At 68.0% G+C, this 17588-nt stretch carries 19 protein-coding genes; 9 read left to right on the top strand and 10 right to left on the bottom strand.

Features of this window, described 5'->3' with window-relative positions; all coding sequences use genetic code 11:
- Positions 1 to 8: 8 nt before the first annotated feature.
- The gene (locus D5S18_RS24500) at positions 9 to 527 is read right to left on the bottom strand and encodes an Lrp/AsnC family transcriptional regulator (RefSeq protein WP_120043411.1); all 519 of its coding nucleotides are present in this window, start codon (positions 525 to 527) and stop codon (positions 9 to 11) included.
- Between the two features lie 148 nt (positions 528 to 675).
- Here D5S18_RS24500 and pdhA point away from each other — a divergent pair, with 148 nt between their 5' ends.
- Genes pdhA through D5S18_RS24485 form a run of 3 tightly spaced genes read left to right on the top strand, consistent with a single transcriptional unit; the run spans position 676 to position 4179 of the window.
- Positions 676 to 1785 carry a pyruvate dehydrogenase (acetyl-transferring) E1 component subunit alpha gene (gene pdhA / locus D5S18_RS24495; RefSeq protein ID WP_120043505.1) on the top strand — a complete coding sequence of 370 codons (1110 nt, stop codon included), beginning with the start codon at positions 676 to 678 and terminating at the stop codon, positions 1783 to 1785.
- The gene (locus D5S18_RS24490; protein WP_120043410.1) at positions 1786 to 2769 is read left to right on the top strand and encodes an alpha-ketoacid dehydrogenase subunit beta; all 984 of its coding nucleotides are present in this window, start codon (positions 1786 to 1788) and stop codon (positions 2767 to 2769) included.
- Between the two features lie 21 nt (positions 2770 to 2790).
- Entirely contained in the window at positions 2791 to 4179 is a 1389-nt protein-coding gene (locus D5S18_RS24485; RefSeq protein WP_120043409.1) for a dihydrolipoamide acetyltransferase family protein, read from the top strand.
- On the opposite strand, the gene D5S18_RS24480 is transcribed toward D5S18_RS24485, so the two are convergent.
- On the bottom strand, positions 4157 to 4642 hold the full coding sequence (locus D5S18_RS24480) for an acyl-CoA thioesterase (RefSeq protein WP_120043408.1): 486 nt from the start codon (positions 4640 to 4642) through the stop codon (positions 4157 to 4159). The genes D5S18_RS24485 and D5S18_RS24480 overlap by 23 nt on opposite strands.
- Positions 4643 to 4649: 7 nt before the next feature.
- The gene (locus tag D5S18_RS24475) at positions 4650 to 5603 is read right to left on the bottom strand and encodes an AraC family transcriptional regulator (protein WP_120043504.1); all 954 of its coding nucleotides are present in this window, start codon (positions 5601 to 5603) and stop codon (positions 4650 to 4652) included.
- 81 nt (positions 5604 to 5684) lie between these two features.
- Here D5S18_RS24475 and D5S18_RS24470 point away from each other — a divergent pair, with 81 nt between their 5' ends.
- Both D5S18_RS24470 and D5S18_RS24465 read left to right on the top strand, forming a co-directional pair.
- On the top strand, positions 5685 to 6521 hold the full coding sequence (locus D5S18_RS24470) for an NAD(P)H-binding protein (RefSeq protein ID WP_120043407.1): 837 nt from the start codon (positions 5685 to 5687) through the stop codon (positions 6519 to 6521).
- 41 nt (positions 6522 to 6562) lie between these two features.
- Positions 6563 to 7747 carry an MFS transporter gene (locus D5S18_RS24465; protein ID WP_120043406.1) on the top strand — a complete coding sequence of 395 codons (1185 nt, stop codon included), beginning with the start codon at positions 6563 to 6565 and terminating at the stop codon, positions 7745 to 7747.
- Positions 7748 to 7756: 9 nt separating this feature from the next.
- On the opposite strand, the gene D5S18_RS24460 is transcribed toward D5S18_RS24465, so the two are convergent.
- The 5 genes from D5S18_RS24460 to D5S18_RS24440 form a co-directional block, all read right to left on the bottom strand.
- Positions 7757 to 8905, bottom strand: a complete 1149-nt coding sequence (locus tag D5S18_RS24460; protein ID WP_120043405.1) for a DUF5925 domain-containing protein — start codon at positions 8903 to 8905, stop codon at positions 7757 to 7759.
- A 49-nt stretch (positions 8906 to 8954) separates the two neighbouring features.
- Entirely contained in the window at positions 8955 to 9713 is a 759-nt protein-coding gene (locus D5S18_RS24455; RefSeq protein ID WP_147404124.1) for an LppU/SCO3897 family protein, read from the bottom strand.
- Between the two features lie 100 nt (positions 9714 to 9813).
- Positions 9814 to 11241, bottom strand: coding sequence for an NAD(P)(+) transhydrogenase (Re/Si-specific) subunit beta (locus D5S18_RS24450; protein WP_203236889.1), 1428 nt, complete (start codon positions 11239 to 11241; stop codon positions 9814 to 9816).
- Entirely contained in the window at positions 11241 to 11576 is a 336-nt protein-coding gene (locus D5S18_RS24445; protein WP_120043403.1) for an NAD(P) transhydrogenase subunit alpha part 2, read from the bottom strand. Before D5S18_RS24445 ends, D5S18_RS24450 begins: the two co-directional genes overlap by 1 nt.
- Positions 11576 to 12694 (bottom strand): Re/Si-specific NAD(P)(+) transhydrogenase subunit alpha, encoded by a 1119-nt coding sequence (locus tag D5S18_RS24440; protein WP_120043402.1) that lies wholly within the window; start codon positions 12692 to 12694, stop codon positions 11576 to 11578. The genes D5S18_RS24445 and D5S18_RS24440 overlap by 1 nt, the downstream gene beginning before the upstream one ends.
- A gap of 393 nt (positions 12695 to 13087) precedes the next feature.
- Here D5S18_RS24440 and D5S18_RS24435 point away from each other — a divergent pair, with 393 nt between their 5' ends.
- Both D5S18_RS24435 and D5S18_RS24430 read left to right on the top strand, forming a co-directional pair.
- Entirely contained in the window at positions 13088 to 13927 is an 840-nt protein-coding gene (locus tag D5S18_RS24435) for a maleylpyruvate isomerase family mycothiol-dependent enzyme (protein ID WP_120043401.1), read from the top strand.
- Positions 13928 to 14581, top strand: coding sequence for a Type 1 glutamine amidotransferase-like domain-containing protein (locus D5S18_RS24430; protein WP_120043400.1), 654 nt, complete (start codon positions 13928 to 13930; stop codon positions 14579 to 14581).
- A 24-nt stretch (positions 14582 to 14605) separates the two neighbouring features.
- Here the strand turns inward: D5S18_RS24430 and D5S18_RS24425 are convergent, their stop codons facing one another.
- Together D5S18_RS24425 and D5S18_RS24420 are read right to left on the bottom strand one after the other, a co-directional pair.
- A complete protein-coding gene (locus tag D5S18_RS24425; RefSeq protein WP_120043399.1) occupies positions 14606 to 14926 on the bottom strand; it encodes a GroES family chaperonin in 321 nt (106 codons plus the stop codon).
- A gap of 33 nt (positions 14927 to 14959) precedes the next feature.
- Complete coding sequence (locus D5S18_RS24420) at positions 14960 to 15463, bottom strand: GtrA family protein (protein ID WP_239003974.1); 504 nt, start codon at positions 15461 to 15463, stop codon at positions 14960 to 14962.
- Between the two features lie 96 nt (positions 15464 to 15559).
- Here D5S18_RS24420 and D5S18_RS24415 point away from each other — a divergent pair, with 96 nt between their 5' ends.
- Positions 15560 to 16918 carry an FAD-binding oxidoreductase gene (locus D5S18_RS24415; RefSeq protein ID WP_120043397.1) on the top strand — a complete coding sequence of 453 codons (1359 nt, stop codon included), beginning with the start codon at positions 15560 to 15562 and terminating at the stop codon, positions 16916 to 16918.
- A 37-nt stretch (positions 16919 to 16955) separates the two neighbouring features.
- Positions 16956 to 17240 carry a GNAT family N-acetyltransferase gene (locus tag D5S18_RS24410; protein ID WP_120043396.1) on the top strand — a complete coding sequence of 95 codons (285 nt, stop codon included), beginning with the start codon at positions 16956 to 16958 and terminating at the stop codon, positions 17238 to 17240.
- The last annotated feature ends 348 nt before the right edge of the window (positions 17241 to 17588 follow it).

Here is a 17588-nt window from a genome sequence, read left to right as displayed (position 1 = left end):
CAGGGCGCCTACGAACTCATACCGCGCTCCCGCGAGGGCGCGCCCGCCAACCGGTGCAGCAGCGGCGCGGTGCGCGGACCCACCAGTTCGCGCATCACCAGCGCCATATTGGTGCGCTCCACACCCGGAATCTTGAGGATCTGTCCCGCGATGCGATATAGGTCGTCGGCGTCGCGCGCCACCACCCGCACCGTCAGGTCGGTCAGCCCCGTCATACCGCACACCTCGGTCACCTCCGGCACCTCGGCGATCTCGTCCACCACCGGATCCAAACGGTGCTGATCGACGACCACCGCGACGAAGGCCGACAGCGGGTAGCCCAGCGCCCGCGCCCGCACCCGCCGCTCGAAACTGCCGAGCACACCGCCCGACTCCCAGCGCGACAGCCTGGCCTGCACGGTATTGCGGGAAAGGCCCAGGCGCGCCGCGAGTTCGACGCCCGTAGCGCGCGGGTTGGCGACCAGCTCCAGCAACAGACGCGCGTCGGTCGCGTCCAGCATCGGGTCGGCGGAATCTCGACTGCTCATACGACGCAGTATGACATTGGTCACCGGTGTCAAATTGAGCAATATGCCCATTCGCGTGTTGATCACTTGCGCAGACCGCATTCTCGTGGAAGCTGTGTGGTATACGACACATCTGCGCGCGGCGCACCTGACGAGGAGGCGGTCAGCGATGCCGGACAGGCCCAACTACCCCGTGCAATTGGTGCAGCCCGACGGTCACCGGGTCCTCGACCGCGAACATGCCGCGCTCGTCGCCGATATCGGCCCGGAGCAACTGCGCGCCCTCTATACCGACATGGTCGTTGTGCGCCGCATCGATATCGAAGGCACCGCGCTGCAACGTCAAGGCCAGCTCGGACTGTGGGCTCCGCTGCTCGGTCAGGAAGCCACCCAGGTCGGTTCGGCCCGCGCCCTGCATCCGGACGACTACGTGTTCTGTTCCTATCGCGAGGCCGCCGTAGCCTATTGCCGCGGCGTCGATCCCACCGAACTCACCCGCCTGTGGCGCGGCGTGGCCCACTCCTGCTGGGATCCCGACGCGGTCAGTATGACCAACCCGAATATCATCGTCGGCTCGCAGGGCCTGCACGCCACCGGCTACGCCTACGCGGCCCATCTCGACGGCGCGGAGATCGCCACCATCGCCTATTTCGGCGACGGCGCGAGCAGCCAGGGCGATATCGCCGAGGCGCTGGGCTTCGCGGCGGGTTGGGGTGCGCCGGTGGTGTTCCTGTGCCAGAACAATCACTGGGCCATCAGCGAACCCGTGCGCGTGCAGAGCCAGACTCCGATCGTGCGCCGCGCCTACGGCTACGGGATTCCCGGCGTACAGGTCGACGGCAATGATGTGCTCGCGGTGCTTGCCGTCACCAGGCAGGCGATCGAGCGGGCGCGCAGCGGAGGCGGACCGTCGTTCATCGAGGCCATCACCTACCGGATGGGTCCGCACACCACCGCCGATGATCCTACCCGCTACCGCGCCGCCGCCGAACTCGAGGAATGGTCGCACCGCGATCCCATCGACCGCCTGCGCCGGCTGCTCGAGCACGAGGGTCTGCTCGACGCCGAATTCGAGGCACGGGTCACAGCGCGCGCGGACGAGGTCGGCGCGCAGGTGCGCACCGCGACCATCGACATGCCCGATCCGGACCCGTCCGCGCTGTTCGACCACGTCTACACCACCCCGCACGCGCTCATCACCGAGGAGCGGCGGGAGTACGCGGCGTACCTGGCGGGCGATCCCGGCCTCGACGCCGCGCGAACGGAAGGAGTCCCGTAAATGATCACCACCTTCGCAGGCGCGCTCAATACCGGCCTGCGCCGGGCCTTGGAGGGCGACCCCAAGGTGCTGCTGATGGGCGAGGACATCGGCAAGTTGGGCGGGGTCTTCCGGGTGACCGACGGCTTGCAGAAGGATTTCGGCAACAACCGCGTCATCGATACCCCGCTGGCCGAATCCGGCATCGTCGGAACGGCTTTCGGCATGGCGCTGCGCGGCTACCGACCGGTGTGCGAGATCCAGTTCGACGGATTCGTCTACCCGGCCTTCGATCAGATCGTCTCGCACGTGGCCAAGATCCACTACCGCACGCAGGGCAAGGTCGTCGCACCGATGACCATTCGCATACCCTTCGGCGGCGGCATCGGGTCGGTGGAGCATCATTCCGAATCGCCGGAGGCGTATTTCGCGCACACGGCGGGACTGCGAGTGGTCAGTCCCAGCACCCCCGCCGACGCCTACGTCATGATCCGCGCCGCCATCGCGCTCGATGACCCGGTGATCTTCTTCGAACCCAAGCGCCGCTACTGGGACCGGGCCGACCTCGATTTCGCCGCGCTCGACGCCGAACCCGAATTGCCGCTGGAGCGGGCCAGAGTGTGTGTCAGCGGGGCGGACGCCACCATCGTCACCTACGGCGGCACGGTGGCCACCGCGCTGTCGGCCGCGAAGATCGCCGCCGAGGAGGGGCATGGGCTCGAGGTGATCGACCTGCGCAGCCTGTCCCCCATTGATTTCGACACCATCGAGGCATCGGTGCGCAAGACCGGCCGACTGATCATCGCGCACGAGGCGCCGGTCTTCGCCGGACTCGGCGCGGAGATCGCCGCGCGCATCACCGAGCGCTGCTTCTATCACCTCGAGGCCCCGGTGCTGCGGGTCGGCGGCTTCGACATCCCCTATCCTCCGGCCAAACTGGAGAAGCACCACCTGCCCGATCCGGACCGCATCCTCGCCGCGGTCGATCGCACCTTGGCCGCCTGACCCCGACGCGAGAGGACCGACGTGGCACAGACCGTCCCCCAGCGGGATCCGAATATCCTCGAATTCCGACTGCCGGATCTGGGCGAGGGACTCGCCGATGCCGAACTGCTTCATTGGACGGTGGCCGTCGGCGATACCGTCGAACTGAATCAGACCATCGCCGAGGTGGAGACGGCCAAGGCGGTGGTCGCACTGCCCTCGCCGTTCGCGGGGCGGGTGGTCGAGCTACTGGCCGAACCGGGGGCGACGGTGCTGGTCGGCGCGCCGCTCATTCGGATCGCGAGTTCGACGCGAGCGCAGGCGGAGCAGGCCGATTCGGGTCCGAACGATTCGGGCGGGCGGACCGCGGTGCTGGTGGGGTACGGGCCGGAAGGCGAGCAGGTCTCGCGGCGGCGGCGACCACAGGCTGCCGCCGCGACCGAAGCGACCTCGGCGCCGGATAGCACCGAGGCGGAGCGCGTATCCGCCAATGGCGCGAATTCGACCGCGACCGAACCGGATACGTCCGCTCATGGCGCCGCGCAACGCGCCGCCGCTACGCCCGCCGCTCGAAAACTGGCTCGCGAGTTGGGAATCGATCTGTGGTACGTCGCCGGATCCGGCCCGGAGGGCGCGGTCACCGTGGACGATGTGCGCGGCGCGGTCCCCGTCTCACAGCCGCGCGTCCAGACCGCTCAACGCACCGCCCCGGAGGCGGCCCGCCCGACCGCCCGCGAGGAACGCACCGGGATCAGCGGTGTCCGCAAGCGCACCGCCGCCGCCATGGTGGCCAGCGCCCGCACCATTCCCCAAGCGGGAGCGGGTATCACCGTCGACATCACCGGATCGATGGAGCTCATCGATCACCTGCGCAGCACCAAGTCCTTCGCCGATCTCGCGCTGACACCGCTGGCCCTGGTGGCCAAGTCGGTGCTCGCCGCGCTCGCCGAATTTCCGAGAATCAACGCGTACTGGGACGAGCAGAACCAGGAGATCGTCACCAAGCACTATGTGAATCTCGGGATCGCGGTGGCCGCCGAGCGCGGTCTGCTCGTCCCGAATATCAAGGAGGCGCAGGCGCTGACCCTGCGCGACCTGTGCCGGGAGCTCGGCTGGCTGATCGATACGGCCCGCTCCGGCGTGGCCACACCGACGGATCTGCGCGGGGGCACCTTCACCATCAGCAATGTGGGCGTCTTCGGGGTGGATACCGGTCTGCCGCTGGTCAATCCGGGCGAGGCGGCGATCCTGTGCCTCGGCGCGATCCGCAAGCAGCCCTGGGTCTATCGCGATGAACTGGCCGTGCGCTGGGTGACGACACTGACCTTGAGCTTCGACCACCGACTCATCGATGGCGAACTGGCCGCGCGCTTCCTGGCCACCACCGCCGGACTGCTGGAGGATCCGCTCACTCTGCTGAGTCGGATTTGACCGGTCCCGCGAGAGTGGTGGCCGCCTCGCGAATCGCCGCGGGAATCTCGACCGGTTTGCGCGTGTCCGCGTTGACGTAGACGTGCACGAAATCGCCGGTCGCCGCCAATTCCAGACTCGCGCCGTCCTCCCGGAAGATCGCCAGATCGTAGGTGATGCTGGAGCGACCGAGCCGCGTCACGCGCAAACCGACCCGGATCCGGTCCGGAAAACTGAGCGAGGCGAGGAAGCGGCACGAAGTCTGCGCCACCACGCCGATGGCGGGCAGGGTTCGGATATCGGTGCCGGTGGCCTCCATCAGCCAGCCGTTCACGGCCGAATCGAAATAGGAGTAGTAGACCACGTTGTTCACGTGACCGTAGTGGTCGTTGTCGGCCCAGCGGGTCTGGACCGGCCAGAGCACCGGATATTGCTGCTGCGTCACCCGGCCGACGATATCGCAGCCCGCACCGGCCGCCGACATCCCGGCCCTATCCGACCGAGGACAGCCCCGCCGCCGCGCTCGCTTGGCGGTGGTCGCGCGGACTGATGCCGAAATGCCGTTTGAAGGCGGTGCTCAGGGCGAAGGCGCTGCCGTAACCCACTTGGCGGGCAATGGCTTCCACGGTGGCATCGGATTCCTGGAGCAGGTCGGCGGCCAATGCCAGCCGCCACTCGGTGAGGAAGGACATGGGCGGCTCGCCGACCAGATCGGTGAACCGCCGGGCCAGTGCGGCACGCGAGACGCCGACAGCCTCGGCCAGACTCGCCACCGTCCAGCCGTGCGCCGGATTGTGCTGTAACAACCGCAGCGCCTTGCCCACCAGCGGATCGCTGTAGGCGTGGTACCAGGCGGGGGCGTCATTGTGGGCGAACCAGGCGCGCAAAGCCGCGATCAGCACCAAATCGAGCAGGCGGTCCAGGACGACACTCTGGGCCGGTTCGTCGCGCACGGCCTCGTCGGCGAGCACCTCCACGATGCGACCGTCGAATTCGCCGCGCGGCAAAACGATCAGCGCGGGCAGCGCGCGCAACAATCGCCTGCTCGCCGCACCCGCCGACTCGTAGGTGCCGGTGAGCAGCACCGTCGCGCCCTCGGGATTGGTCCCCCACTGTCGCACACCCAAACTGAGTGTCTCGCAGACGATCTCGCCGTCGGGCAGGCGGGTGAGGTTGCCGGGCTCGATATAGATCTGCGGTTCGGTCGCCGGATCGTCGGCCACCGTGTAGTGGTCGGGGCCGCGGAAGATCGCCACATCGCCCGCCGACACCCGGCGCGGGGCGGCGCTGCCGCTCATCAGCCACGCCTCGCCGCGAATCACGGCGCACACAGTCAGCGGCGCCTCGTCGCGCACCCGCAGCGACCAGGGTGGATCGAGGAGCGAACTCATCAGGAACGCACCTCTCGCGCGTGGGCCTTCGAGCAGACTGGCTAGCGCATCCACCCGATCCACGGTAGACGATGGAGCATGCGCGCGAGCCGATGAACGATGTTTCGACGCGACCGGGGCCGGTGTACTCGAATCATGGAAACGCGCACCGATAACCTCACCCTCGTCACCGGCGGCACCGGCAAGACCGGTCGCCGCGTCGCGACCCGGCTCGCCAGGGCAGGCCATCCGGTCCGGGTCGGCTCCCGCCTCGCCGTCATCCCCTTCGACTGGGAGGACCGTGCCACCTGGGGACCTGCCCTCGCCGGAGTGCACGCCGTCTACCTCGCGTTCCAACCGGATCTGGCGGTGCCGCACGCACCGGAGACCATTCGCGCCTTCACCGCCGCCGCCGTGGCGGCCGGGGCGCGCCGGGTGGTGCTGCTCTCGGGCCGGGGTGAACCCGAGGCCGCCGAATGCGAACGGGTGGTTCAGGATAGCGGTCTGGAGTGGACGGTGCTGCGCTGCGCCTGGTTCTTCCAGAACTTCAGCGAGGGCGCGTTCCTGGACTACATCCTGGCGGGCGAACTCGCGGCGCCCAATGGCTCGGTGCCCGAACCCTTCGTGGACGCCGACGACATCGCCGAAGTCGCGGTGGCCGCGCTCACCGACGACGGCCACGTCGGCCGAACCTATGACCTCACCGGACCTCGGGCACTCACCTTCGCCGAGGCGGTGTCGCAGATCGGTGCGGCCCTCGGGCGCGAGATCGCCTTCATCCCGCTGTCCCGCACGGAATTCGTTGCGGCGCTGACCGAATACCAGGTGCCGACCGATGTGGTCAGCCTGCTGGACTATCTGTTCGGCACCGTGCTCGACGGCCGCAATTCCGGCACCCGCGACGGCATTCGGCAGGTGCTGGGTCGCGAACCCCGCGAATTCACCGAATACGCCGCGGCGATGGCCGCGACCGGTGTGTGGCGAGCCGGATGAAGGTCGATGCGCGCGCGGGCGGCGGCCGGTAACGTCGAGCGGTGTCCGCTGTCACGCTCGACCGTCCGACCCGCATCGCTCGCGTCGCGGTCTTCACGGTCTTCACGCTCAATGGGTTTCTGTTGTCCATGTGGGTGGTCCACATCCCCGTGATCACCGACCGCACCGGCGTCGATCCGGCGGCACTCGGGATGTTCATCCTGCTCATGGCGGGTGCGGGCATTGTCGGTATGCGGGCGGCAGGCCCGCTGGCGGACCGGTTCGGCAGCCGCGCGATGGTCGGGGTGGCGGCCGCGGTGGCCTCGCTCGCGGTGCTCGGTCCCGGTCTCGCGGTCGGCCCGCTCACACTGGCAATCGCCCTGGCCTGCTTCGGATTCGGCAATGGCGCGCTCGATGTCTCGATGAATACCCAGGCGGTGCATGTCGAGCGCGCGTACGGTCGCCCGATCATGGCGGCGTTCCACGCGCTGTTCTCCGGCGGCGGATTGCTCGGATCGCTGATCGGCGCGGCCACCCTGCGCGCGGGTTGGGATGCCCGGCTGACACTGTCGATCGCGGCGGTGCTCGGCGTGCTGATCACCGCGTCGCTGGTGCCGGGCCTGCTGCGCGACCGCGGCACAGCCGACCCGGAATCCGGTTCCGCCGCAGCGCGATCCGAGCAGCCCACCGGCGACAAGCGGACGACCGCGCGAAAGGTGTTGGCGCTGGCGGCGATAGCCTTCGGTGTTCTGCTCGCCGAAGGCGTGGCCAATGACTGGAGCACTTTGCACATGCGCGACCACTTGAACGCCGACGCGTCCACCGCCGCGCTGGCCTTCGGCGCGTTCTCCTTCACCATGACGGCGGGCCGCCTCGCCACCGACCGGATCAGCGGCCGCTTCGGGCGGGTCGCCGTGGTCCGATACGGATCGGCGCTGGCCGCATTGGGTTTCGCGGTCGTGATCGCCTCGCCGGTAGTTGCGCTGACCCTACTGGGCTGGGCCATGGCCGGATTCGGACTGTCCGGGGTGGTGCCGCAGATCTTCACCGCCGCAGGCAATCTCGGCTCGGCCACGGCCGCGACGGATATGTCGCGCGTGTTCGGCCTCGGCTACTTCGGACTGCTCGCCGGTCCCGCCGTCATCGGGTGGTTGACCATCCTCATCCCGCTGAACGCGGCCCTCGTCGTCCCGCTGCTGGCCGTCCTGCTCTGCTGCCGGTATGCCGCAGTGGTCGCGGCGCGCTGATCCGCCGGCTCACAGATACATTCCGGCGGACACGGATTCGCTCGGCACGGACCGAATCCGCGCCGAGCCGTCGCGCAGATCGACCAGTTCGGCCAGCGTCGCGCCCGCCTCCACCGGGTCACGGCGACCCGATCTGGCCAACCACTCGGCGGCCTCGGCGGACGAGAGCCGCCCCACCTCGATCTGAGCCAGACATCGGCCCGGTCGGACCACCGCCGGATGCAGTCGGGACAACTCCTCATTGGTGGTGATCGCGACCAGCACATCGCGCCCCTGCCCGAGGATGCCGTCGGTCAGATTGAGCAGCCGCGAAAGACCTTGGCCCGCAGTCTCCCTGGCCTCGCCGCGAATGAGTTCGTCGCAGTCCTCCAGCACCAGCAGCCGCCACCGCTCACCGTGATCGTCGTCCTCCGCGCCCGCCGCGACCTCCATCAGGTAGCCCGGACTGGAGAACAGCACCTCCGGATCCAGCACGCAGTCGAACTGACACCACGAAGCCCAAGCTCTGGCCAGCGCGCGCAAGGCCGTCGTCTTGCCGGTGCCGGGCGGGCCGTGCAGCAGGATCAACCTGCCGGTGATATCGGCGGCCGTGAGCGCCATCAACCTATCGACGGCCTCGGTCACCGGAGCGGAATAGTTCTCGCGAATGCCCGACCACTCCGGGGTCGACACGGCCCGGCCCCTGCGGCGCGCGCCACGCCCGTCGAGATGCCAGAAACCCATCTCGACCGATTCGGCGGCCGGAGCGGGCTCGACCGCATCCTTGGTGGCCTCCTCCAGCACCGAACGCGCGAGTTCGGAAGTCGTCGCGGTGATCTCGAGCATGGCCGACCCGCCATTCCAGCGCACCGACCGCAGACTCCACCCCGGACCGGTGCACAGCACCGCACCCGAATGTTCCTCCTCGGCGGCGCGCAGCACCGTCGCGGTGGTCGGACGCAGTGGGGCGTCGGACCGCACCCGCTCCAGATGCACCGTGCGGGCGAAGGGCTGATCGCCGCGCAGGAACGGCGCCAATGCCAGCGCGTCCAACGCATCGCGGCTGGTGTAGGAGGAATCGACGGCCGCCGCCCACGGCAGCCCGTTATCGGGTTCGGCCCCGGCGTCGGCGGGATGGATCACCCGCAACGGCTCATTTCGTGCAGACACTCCGACCATGATCTTCCCGCCGACCCGAACCTGTCCAGCGAATAACCCGTTCCCGGAACTACTTCGGCGCGACGAGACACAGCGTCATCGGGTCCGGCTTCGGATACACGATGGTCTCGTGCTCGGTGGCCCCGCTACCGCAGGCGGCGGGCTCGGCCCGACCGGTGACGATGCGGCCGATCTTGAAGTCGGCGCTCGCGGTGCAGGCCACCTTGCTGCTGGCCGAGAAGTGCGAGGTCTTGACGCAATCGCCCTCTTTGACATTCAACCGCAGGCACAGCGTGTAACTGCTGGTTTTGCGGCCGACCTCGTAGTAGCTCGCGTAATCCTTGGTGGCGCAATCGGCGTTGGACTTGTCGATCCGCTGCGCCACCACATAGTTCGCCTCCGCGTCCTCGCAGCTCTTGATGGCGAATTCCGGTTTGTACGAACTGCCCCCGAGCTTGGCGCACTGGCCGACCTCGATCTTCTGCGGGTCACTGCGGGTGAGATAGTGCACGACGGCGCCCAATCCGATCACCACCGCCAGCACCCCGGCCACCACGAGCAGCGCGCGCAGCAGATTCGCCTTGCGCTGCGGAGGCGAGGGCACGTATACGGGCGCGGCGGGTGGAAATCCGGGCTGACCCGGCGGCGGAAACCCGCCTGCCGGATAGGTTTGCGGCCCGGCCATGGGATCACCCTGTGGCGCACCGTAATTCGGCGGCGGATAGGGCGCGCCGCCGGGCGGCGTCGCGTAGGGTCCGCCTGCGGGTGGCGCAGCGCCCCAACCCTGTTGCGGCTGTCCCGAATTCGGAAGATTCGGCGGTGTGGTCATCTGGTCCTCCCCGGTCCTGCTCTTCCGGTCGACCTCTCGACCGGCGACCTCCACCGCCGAATCTATCCGAACCCCAATCGCGCCCGATATCGCGGTCGACCTATAGCGCTTTGAGTTCCTCGGTGACGGCGGCGACGGATTTCTTGGCGTCACCGAAGAGCATCGAGGTGTCCTCGGCGTAGAACAGTGGGTTGTCGATACCGGCGAAACCGCTGTTCATTGAGCGTTTGAGCACGATGACGCTGCGGGCCTGGTCCACGTTCAGCACGGGCATGCCGTAGATCGGGCTGCTCTTGTCCTCGCGGGCAGCCGGATTGGTGACATCGTTCGCGCCGATCACCAGCGCCACATCGGTGCGCGCGAATTCGCCGTTGATATCGTCCATTTCCTTGAGCGCGTCGTAGGGGACCTCGGCCTCGGCCAGCAGCACGTTCATATGCCCCGGCATGCGCCCGGCCACCGGATGAATCGCGTATTTGACCTCGACGCCCTTGGCCTCCAACAGCGAGGCCATCTCCTTGACCGCGTGCTGTGCCTGCGCCACCGCCATGCCGTAGCCGGGCACCACGATGACCTGGTTGGCGTAGGCCATTTGAATGGCGGCATCGGCCGCGGAGGTGGCCTTGGCCTGCTTCTGCTCACCCGAACCCGTCACGACGGCCCCGCCGCCGCCGAATCCGCCCGCCACGATGGCCGGAATGGAGCGGTTCATCGCCTTGGCCATCAGGTTGGTCAGGATGGAACCGGACGCGCCGACGATCATGCCCGCCACGATCATGGCGGTGTTGTTCAACGCCAGACCCGCCGCCGCGGCCGACAGGCCGGTGAGCGCGTTGAGCAGCGAGATCACCACGGGCATATCCGCGCCGCCGATCGGCAACACCACCATCAGCCCCAGCGCGGCGGCCAACACCAGCACCGCGATCATCCACAGCTGCGACACACCATCTTTGGTCGCGCCGACCCCGATGACCACCGCCGCCGCGACGGCGCCCAGCAACAGCAGCAGATTCAGCGGCTGCTGCCACTTCCCGATGCCGATCGGACGGCCGGGCAGGATTTCCTGCAATTTGCCGAACGCGATCAGCGAGCCCCAGAACGACACCGATCCGATGATCGCCGCGAACAGCGAGCCGATCACGATATGCACCGTCGGCTGCTCGTCGAAATGCGAGAACCCTCGGGAGTTGATGAATTCCGACCAGGCGATGAGCGCGACGGTGCCGCCGCCGACACCGTTGAACGCGGCCACCAACTGCGGCATCGCCGTCATCTTGGTGAACTTCGCCGGCGGCACACCCAACACCACACCGACCACCAGGCCCGCGATGATCAGGATCCAATTGGAGGTGTGGCGCACGGAGATCAGCGTCGCGATCACCGCGATCACCATGCCGGTCGCCGCGATCAGATTGCCGCGCACCGCGGTCTTGGGACCGGTCAACCCCATCAGGCCGTAGATGAACAGTGCGAAGGCGATGATGTAGAGCCCGTTGACCAGGTAGCTCACGTTGTCGAAGGTGTGCATCACTTACCGCCCTTACCCGTGTCCGCCGAAGACGCACCGGCAGCGGGCTTCTTGCCTTTGAACATGCCCAGCATCCGGTCGGTGACCACGAAACCACCGATCACGTTGAGCGTTCCGAATACCACGGCCACGAACAGGATGATCTGCGTCAGTATCGAGGGATCGGAGACATTGCCCAGGGTCACCAGCGCACCCAGCACGACGATGCCGTGGATCGCGTTGGTGCCCGACATCAATGGCGTGTGCAGGGTATTGGGCACCTTGGAGATCACGGCGAAGCCCACGAAACCCGACAGCACCAGGATCGCGATATTGGCCAGCAGTTCGGTGTACATCAGCTCTCACCCTCCCGAGTGACACAGGAATCGGCCAGCACCCGATCGTCGAAGTCGGGGGCGATCCGGCCCTCCGACAGCATCAACTCCAGCAGGGCCGCCACATTCTTCGAGTACAGCTCGCTGGCGTGCTCCGGCATGGTCGCGGGCAGATTGAGCGGGGAGGCGATGGTGACACCATGTTCGACCACGGTCTGCCCCGGCACGGTCAGCTCGCAGTTTCCGCCGGTCTCCCCGGCCAGGTCCACGATGACGCTGCCCGGCCGCATACCCGCCACCGCGGCGGCGGTGACCAGGCGCGGTGCGGGACGACCCGGCACCAGCGCGGTGGTGATCACCACGTCGAAGCCTTTGATGGCATCCTCCAAAGCCTGCTGCTGGGCGGCCTTCTCGTCCTCGGTGAGCTCACGGGCGTAACCGCCCTCGCCCGCCGCGTCGATACCGAGGTCGAGCCATCGCGCGCCGACCGAGCGGACCTGATCGGCGACCTCGGGCCGCACGTCGTAACCGGTGGTGCGGGCACCGAGGCGTTTGGCCGTGGCCAGCGCCTGCAGACCCGCCACGCCGACCCCGAGCACCAGCGCCGTCGCGGGTTTCACCGTGCCCGCCGCGGTGGTGAGCATCGGGAAGAAACGGGTCGAATCCTGGGCGGCGACCAGCACGGCCTTGTATCCGGCCACATTCGCCTGCGAGGACAGCGCGTCCATCACCTGTGCCCGCGAGATGCGCGGAATCGCCTCCATCGCGAACGCTTGCACCCCGGCCGCTTTCAGCTTGCCGATCTGATTCACGGCATCACGTGGCGCCAGGAAACCGATCAGCGTCTGGCCCGCGGAAAGTCTGGCCACCTCGGCATCGTTGGGCGGGGCCACCTTCACCACCACCTCGGCCGACCACGGATCGCCGATCCGCGCGCCCGCCGCCTCGTAGGCGGCGTCCGGAATGAGCGCGCCCGCGCCCGCCCCGGCCTCCACCACCACCTCGACACCCTGTTTCAACAAGCCCGCGATGATCTTCGGTACCAGTGCGACACGTCGCTCGCCCGCGTTCGACTCACGAACGACACCGACACGCGCACCGCGCGGCGAGATGTCGCCCGCACTCTGCGTTGTCTCCACTTGTCTGACTTCCCTCTCGTGCTGAGCCTTCGAGCCATCGATGGTTCGGCCGAGCGATCCGCATATCCCGCCGACTGCGCCGTTGTGCCGGTCCGTAGCTGGTTACTTGTGAGTAAGTTGCCGTGGATCTGCAAACCTTACCCGGCCCGTCGTGAGCGTATCTGAGATGCCCGTCACACCGGGGAGTCGGTTTCCGGAGTTATGCCGGATTCCCCTCGGGGCCGGAAATGCCGACAGCTCAGCGCGATATGACCCACCCGGATAGTGACGTACATCATGATCGACCCGTAAGGTCGGGCCGGTGAACGACCGCGTGTTCTGCCGGATCGCGACCGCGCCGGGTTCGCGGCGCTCGATCCCGGCCAGTAGCGCCGCGACAGAAAGGCATCCGGCATGACCGACCCGACCCTGGAGCGCGGACCGCTGGTCGTGGCGCTCGGCGAAGAGTGGGACGCGCTCGCGGCCCTGGTGGCCGACCTGGACGAATCCGCGTGGCGCACACCGTCACCGCTGCCGGGCTGGACCGTCTTCGATGTGCTCGCCCATGTGGTCGGCACGGAATCCTGGCTGCTCGGCGAGAAACCGCCCGCGCTGGGAGAAGGTGTCGAGAAGGTGGATGTGCGCACCCTGCCGCACGTGCGCAATGAGACCGCGGCGCTCAACGAGATCTGGGTGCAGCGGCTGCGTCCACTGACCGGCGCGCAACTGCTGCAACGCTTCCGCGAGGTCACCGGTCGGCGGCGGACCGTGCTGGCCGCGATGGGCGATGCCGAATGGGCGGCCGAAACCCCCTCGCCCATCGGTCAGGTCGCCTATGGCCGGTTCATGCGGGTACGACTGTTCGATTGCTGGATGCACGAACTCGATATCGCCGACGCCCTGGGCCGCACCGTCGACGAGGGCGCGCCGCGCGCGCGGTTGGCCTTCACCGAACTCGCGGGCTCCATTCCCAGGGTGGTGGTGAAACGCGGTGGCGCGCCCCGCGATTCGCGCATCACCTTCGACCTCACCGGCCCACTCGCCCGCGAACTGCACATCGAGGTCGACGAGCGCGCCGCCTACGTCGCGGCCCACACCGCGCCCGCCACCGTCGAAATCACGTTGGACGCGGGACTTTTCGCGCGACTCGGCGGCGGACGCACCACGGCGGCGGAGCACAGCGGCGAGATCACCTGCGTCGGCGACACCGCCTTGGGGAGGCGGGTCATCGAGAACCTGGCCTTCACGATCTAGATGCGACTGTTCCTGTCCAGCTACCGATTCGGGGCGCACTACGACCGCCTCGCCGAACTGGCGGGTCCGCCGGGCCGGGTCGCGGTCATCCCCAATGCCTGCGACGCCTGGCCCAGTGCCTGGCGGGCGGCGGTGGCCTCCGATGTGGTCCCGCTGCGGCGACTCGGCTACACACCGGAGGTCGTCGACCTGCGCGATTATCTCGGCCGAGCCGCGGATTTGGAGCACACGCTGTCCGGCTACCCGCTGCTCTGGGTGCGCGGCGGCAACACCTTCGTGCTGCGCGCCCAATTCGCCCGCAGCGGGGCCGATCGCGCGCTGACCCGACTGCTCGCCGCCGACGCGCTCGTCTACGCGGGCTACAGTGCGGGCGCGTGCGTCATGACCCCGGATCTGCACGGCCTGGAATCGGCCGACGACCCGGCCGAGGCGCGCACCGCCTGCGGCATCGAACCCCGCTGGGACGGACTGGGTTTGGTGGATCGCCCGATCGTCCCGCATATCGCCTCGCCCACCGATCCCGACGGTGCCGGCGACCGACTCGCCGCGAAGTATCGGGCCGAAGGCCGCGCGCACTGGGCGCTCACCGACGACGATGCCGTCGTCGTCGACGGCGCACGCGTCGAGGAGTTCATCACGCCAACGGCGTCATGACCCCCGTATAAGCCGAAGCAGGGCTTAGAGGTAGAGCCCGGTGCCGTGTTCGGGACGCTCGTTCGCGACCGCGTGCAGATCCCGCTCCCGCATGACCAGATAGGCATGCCCCTGCACCTCGACCTCGTACTGATCGTCGGCGCTGAACAGCACCCGGTCCCCGAGCTGCACCGCGCGCACGTGCGAACCCGCGCCGCACACCTCGCCCCAGACCAGCCGCTTGGCCACCTGCGCGGTCGCCGGAATCAGAATGCCACCGCTGCTGCGCCGCTCCCCCGCCTCATTGGCAACCCGGACCATCACCCGGTCGTGCAGCATTTGAATTTCGAGTTTGCCATCGGCCACCGGCGGAGTGTACTGGGTCCGGCCGCGGCCTCGTCAGTGCACGTGTTCCCCGAGTGGACGCGCGGCCCGCCGTCGGAACACCACCCATCGCATGGCGCTGTACATATAGACGGCCTCGCACCCACCGGCCAGCAGCCGCGACAGGTGGTACTGCACGCCGAGCGCGGCCAGCCCGCTGCCGACGCCGAGGATGAAGACGAGATAGTTGATCGCGACCACGACCGCGTACACCGCCGCCTGCCGACCGACGGGGGCGTGGGAGTGGAAATTGAAGGTGCGATTGAGCAGGAAGCTCAACCCGAACGCGCAGACATAGGCGAGAGTGACCGCGAGCCACACCGGCAGCCCCAGCCCGCCGTGCAGCAGCGTGAGCAGTGCCAGATCCACCCCGAAGGTAAAGCCGTTGATCAACGCGAAACCCAGAAAGGTCGGCGCGACAAGACGATTCAATCCCAAAGGCAGGCGCGCGACGACGTTTTCGCACCAGCGGGAGAATCGGTCGGCCGCTGTCTCGGTGACACTCCCCGAATCAGGCACCCGGCCAGCCTGCCCGTGCCAGGTGTCCGGCAGGTGAGCGTCCGGCAAACCCGCGCCTGCGCCCGTCGCGGCGATCAGGGCGCTAGCGTGGCAGGCGTGCCACTGCATGACCTGATCGCCCGCCTGCCTGCGGGCGCTGTGCTCACCGATCCCGACCTGCTCGCGACCTACCGCCAGGACTGGGCGCGCGACCCCGACGCGGGCACCCCGCTGGCCGTCGTCCGCGCCGGCAGCACCGAGGAGGTCGCGACCACCTTGCGCTGGGCGCACGAACACCGGGTTCCGGTGGTGCCGCGCGGGGCGGGCTCCGGTCTGTCCGGCGGCGCGACCGCCGTCGAGGGCGGGATCGTGCTCAGCACCGAGCGGATGCGGGCCATCGTGGTCGACCCGGTCACCCGCATCGCCACCGCCCAGCCCGGACTGCTCAATGCCGAGGTCAAACGCGCCGTCGCCGAGTTCGGCCTGTGGTATCCGCCCGACCCGTCCTCCTTCGAGATCTGCTCGATCGGCGGGAACGCGGCCACCAACGCGGGCGGGCTGTGCTGCGTGAAGTACGGCGTCACGACCGACTACATCCTCGGCATGGAGGTGGTGCTGGCCGATGGCACCGTGGTGCGGCTCGGCGGCCCCCGGCTCAAGGATTCGGCGGGTCTGTCGCTGACCAAGCTGTTCGTCGGCAGCGAGGGCACCCTCGGCGTGATCACCGAACTGACCCTGCGTCTGCTGCCCGCGCAGCCGCGGCAGAGCACCGTGGTGGCGAGTTTCGCGACCCTGGATGCGGCCGTCGAGGCCATCCTGTCCATCACCGGACAGTTGCGGCCCTCGATGCTCGAATTCATGGACGGGGTCACCATCAACGCGGTCGAGGACGAACTGCGCATGGGCCTGGATCGCGCGGCGGCGGCGCTGCTGGTGGCCCGGTCCGACGCACCGGGCGAATTCGCGGCCCGCGAGGCCGAGATCATGGCCGCCGCCTGCGAGAAAGCCGGAGCCACCGAGGTTTTCCACACCGAGGACGCCGAGGAGGGCGAGGCGTTCACCGCCGCGCGCCGCTTTGCCATCCCGGCCGTGGAGAGGAAGGGCGCGCTCCTGCTCGAGGATGTGGGCGTCCCGCTGCCCCGCCTGGGCGAATTGGTGACCGGTATCGCCGAGATCGGCGCGCGCAATCAAGTCACCGTGTCGCTGATCGCGCACGCGGGCGACGGCAATACCCACCCGCTGATCCTGCACGATCCGACCGATGCGGCCAATACCGAGCGCGCGCACCGCGCCTTCGGCGAGGTGATGGATCTGGCCATCGCGCTGGGCGGCACCATCACCGGCGAACACGGTGTCGGCAGGCTGAAGAAGGCGTGGCTGCCGAATCAGCTCGGCCCGGATGTCATGGCGCTCACCCAGCGGATCAAGGATGCCCTGGACCCGCACGGGATTCTGAATCCCGGCGCGGTGCTCTGACGGAACAAATCCGCACCATCAGAAGGTTTCACCGATCATGACCAAAAGGCTCGCGCACAATGCCGCCGCCACCCGTTTCGAAATCTATCTCGACGACACCTTGGCCGGGTACGCCGATTATGCGGACAATCCGGAAACAAAGGTGCGCGAATTCCACCACACCATGACATTTCCCGAATTCCGCGGGCGCGGCGTGGCCGCCGATATTGTCCGATTCGCCCTGGATGATTCACGTGCCCAAGGCTTTTCGGTTATCCCCACCTGCTGGTATGTGGATGACTACATCACGGCGCACCCCGAGTACGCCGACTTGGTCGCTTAATCAGCAAGGCGCACAGGGTATCCGTGCCCTTTCGGTCGCTTGACCTGCTCAGATAGGCCAGGGGGCAACGGAATTGGTCCGGAAGTTGCGCTAAGGTGGTGTCACCTCTCTCCGGGGGGCGAAGGAACTGGTCCTTCCCCGTCCCTAGGAAAGAGGTGTAGGTCTTGGGTAAGCATCACAAAACCGTTGGAAAGCACCGGAAACCGAGTGCCCCGGCTGACTGGACCGCTGTTGCGAGCATTGTCCTGTTAGCCGGGGCGTTCTACCTCTTGGTCCGACGGTTGCGGTCCAAGTAATCCTACGAGCGGGTGTCTCTATGCGGGGGCACCCTGCTCCAACCGTCTGCAC

The sequence above is a fragment of the Nocardia panacis genome (genome assembly GCF_003598715.1).
GTDB classification, from domain to species: Bacteria; Actinomycetota; Actinomycetes; order Mycobacteriales; family Mycobacteriaceae; genus Nocardia; species Nocardia panacis.
This window is presented reverse-complemented; position numbering and strand designations above follow the sequence as displayed.

Excerpts from the sequence above, each read along its gene's own strand:
- D5S18_RS24445 (WP_120043403.1), bottom strand. The coding sequence starts at position 11,576 with ATGTACACCGAACTGCTGGCCAATATCGCGATCCTGGTGCTGTCGGGT.
- D5S18_RS24410 (WP_120043396.1), top strand. The coding sequence starts at position 16,956 with ATGACCAAAAGGCTCGCGCACAATGCCGCCGCCACCCGTTTCGAAATC.
- D5S18_RS24480 (WP_120043408.1), bottom strand. The coding sequence starts at position 4,642 with ATGTCGGCGGCCGGTGCGGGCTGCGATATCGTCGGCCGGGTGACGCAG.
- D5S18_RS24450 (WP_203236889.1), bottom strand. The coding sequence starts at position 11,241 with ATGCACACCTTCGACAACGTGAGCTACCTGGTCAACGGGCTCTACATC.
- pdhA (WP_120043505.1), top strand. The coding sequence starts at position 676 with ATGCCGGACAGGCCCAACTACCCCGTGCAATTGGTGCAGCCCGACGGT.
- D5S18_RS24455 (WP_147404124.1), bottom strand. The coding sequence starts at position 9,713 with ATGACCACACCGCCGAATCTTCCGAATTCGGGACAGCCGCAACAGGGT.
- D5S18_RS24490 (WP_120043410.1), top strand. The coding sequence starts at position 1,786 with ATGATCACCACCTTCGCAGGCGCGCTCAATACCGGCCTGCGCCGGGCC.
- D5S18_RS24430 (WP_120043400.1), top strand. The coding sequence starts at position 13,928 with ATGCGACTGTTCCTGTCCAGCTACCGATTCGGGGCGCACTACGACCGC.
- D5S18_RS24500 (WP_120043411.1), bottom strand. The coding sequence starts at position 527 with ATGAGCAGTCGAGATTCCGCCGACCCGATGCTGGACGCGACCGACGCG.
- D5S18_RS24435 (WP_120043401.1), top strand. The coding sequence starts at position 13,088 with ATGACCGACCCGACCCTGGAGCGCGGACCGCTGGTCGTGGCGCTCGGC.
- D5S18_RS24460 (WP_120043405.1), bottom strand. The coding sequence starts at position 8,905 with ATGGTCGGAGTGTCTGCACGAAATGAGCCGTTGCGGGTGATCCATCCC.
- D5S18_RS24470 (WP_120043407.1), top strand. The coding sequence starts at position 5,685 with ATGGAAACGCGCACCGATAACCTCACCCTCGTCACCGGCGGCACCGGC.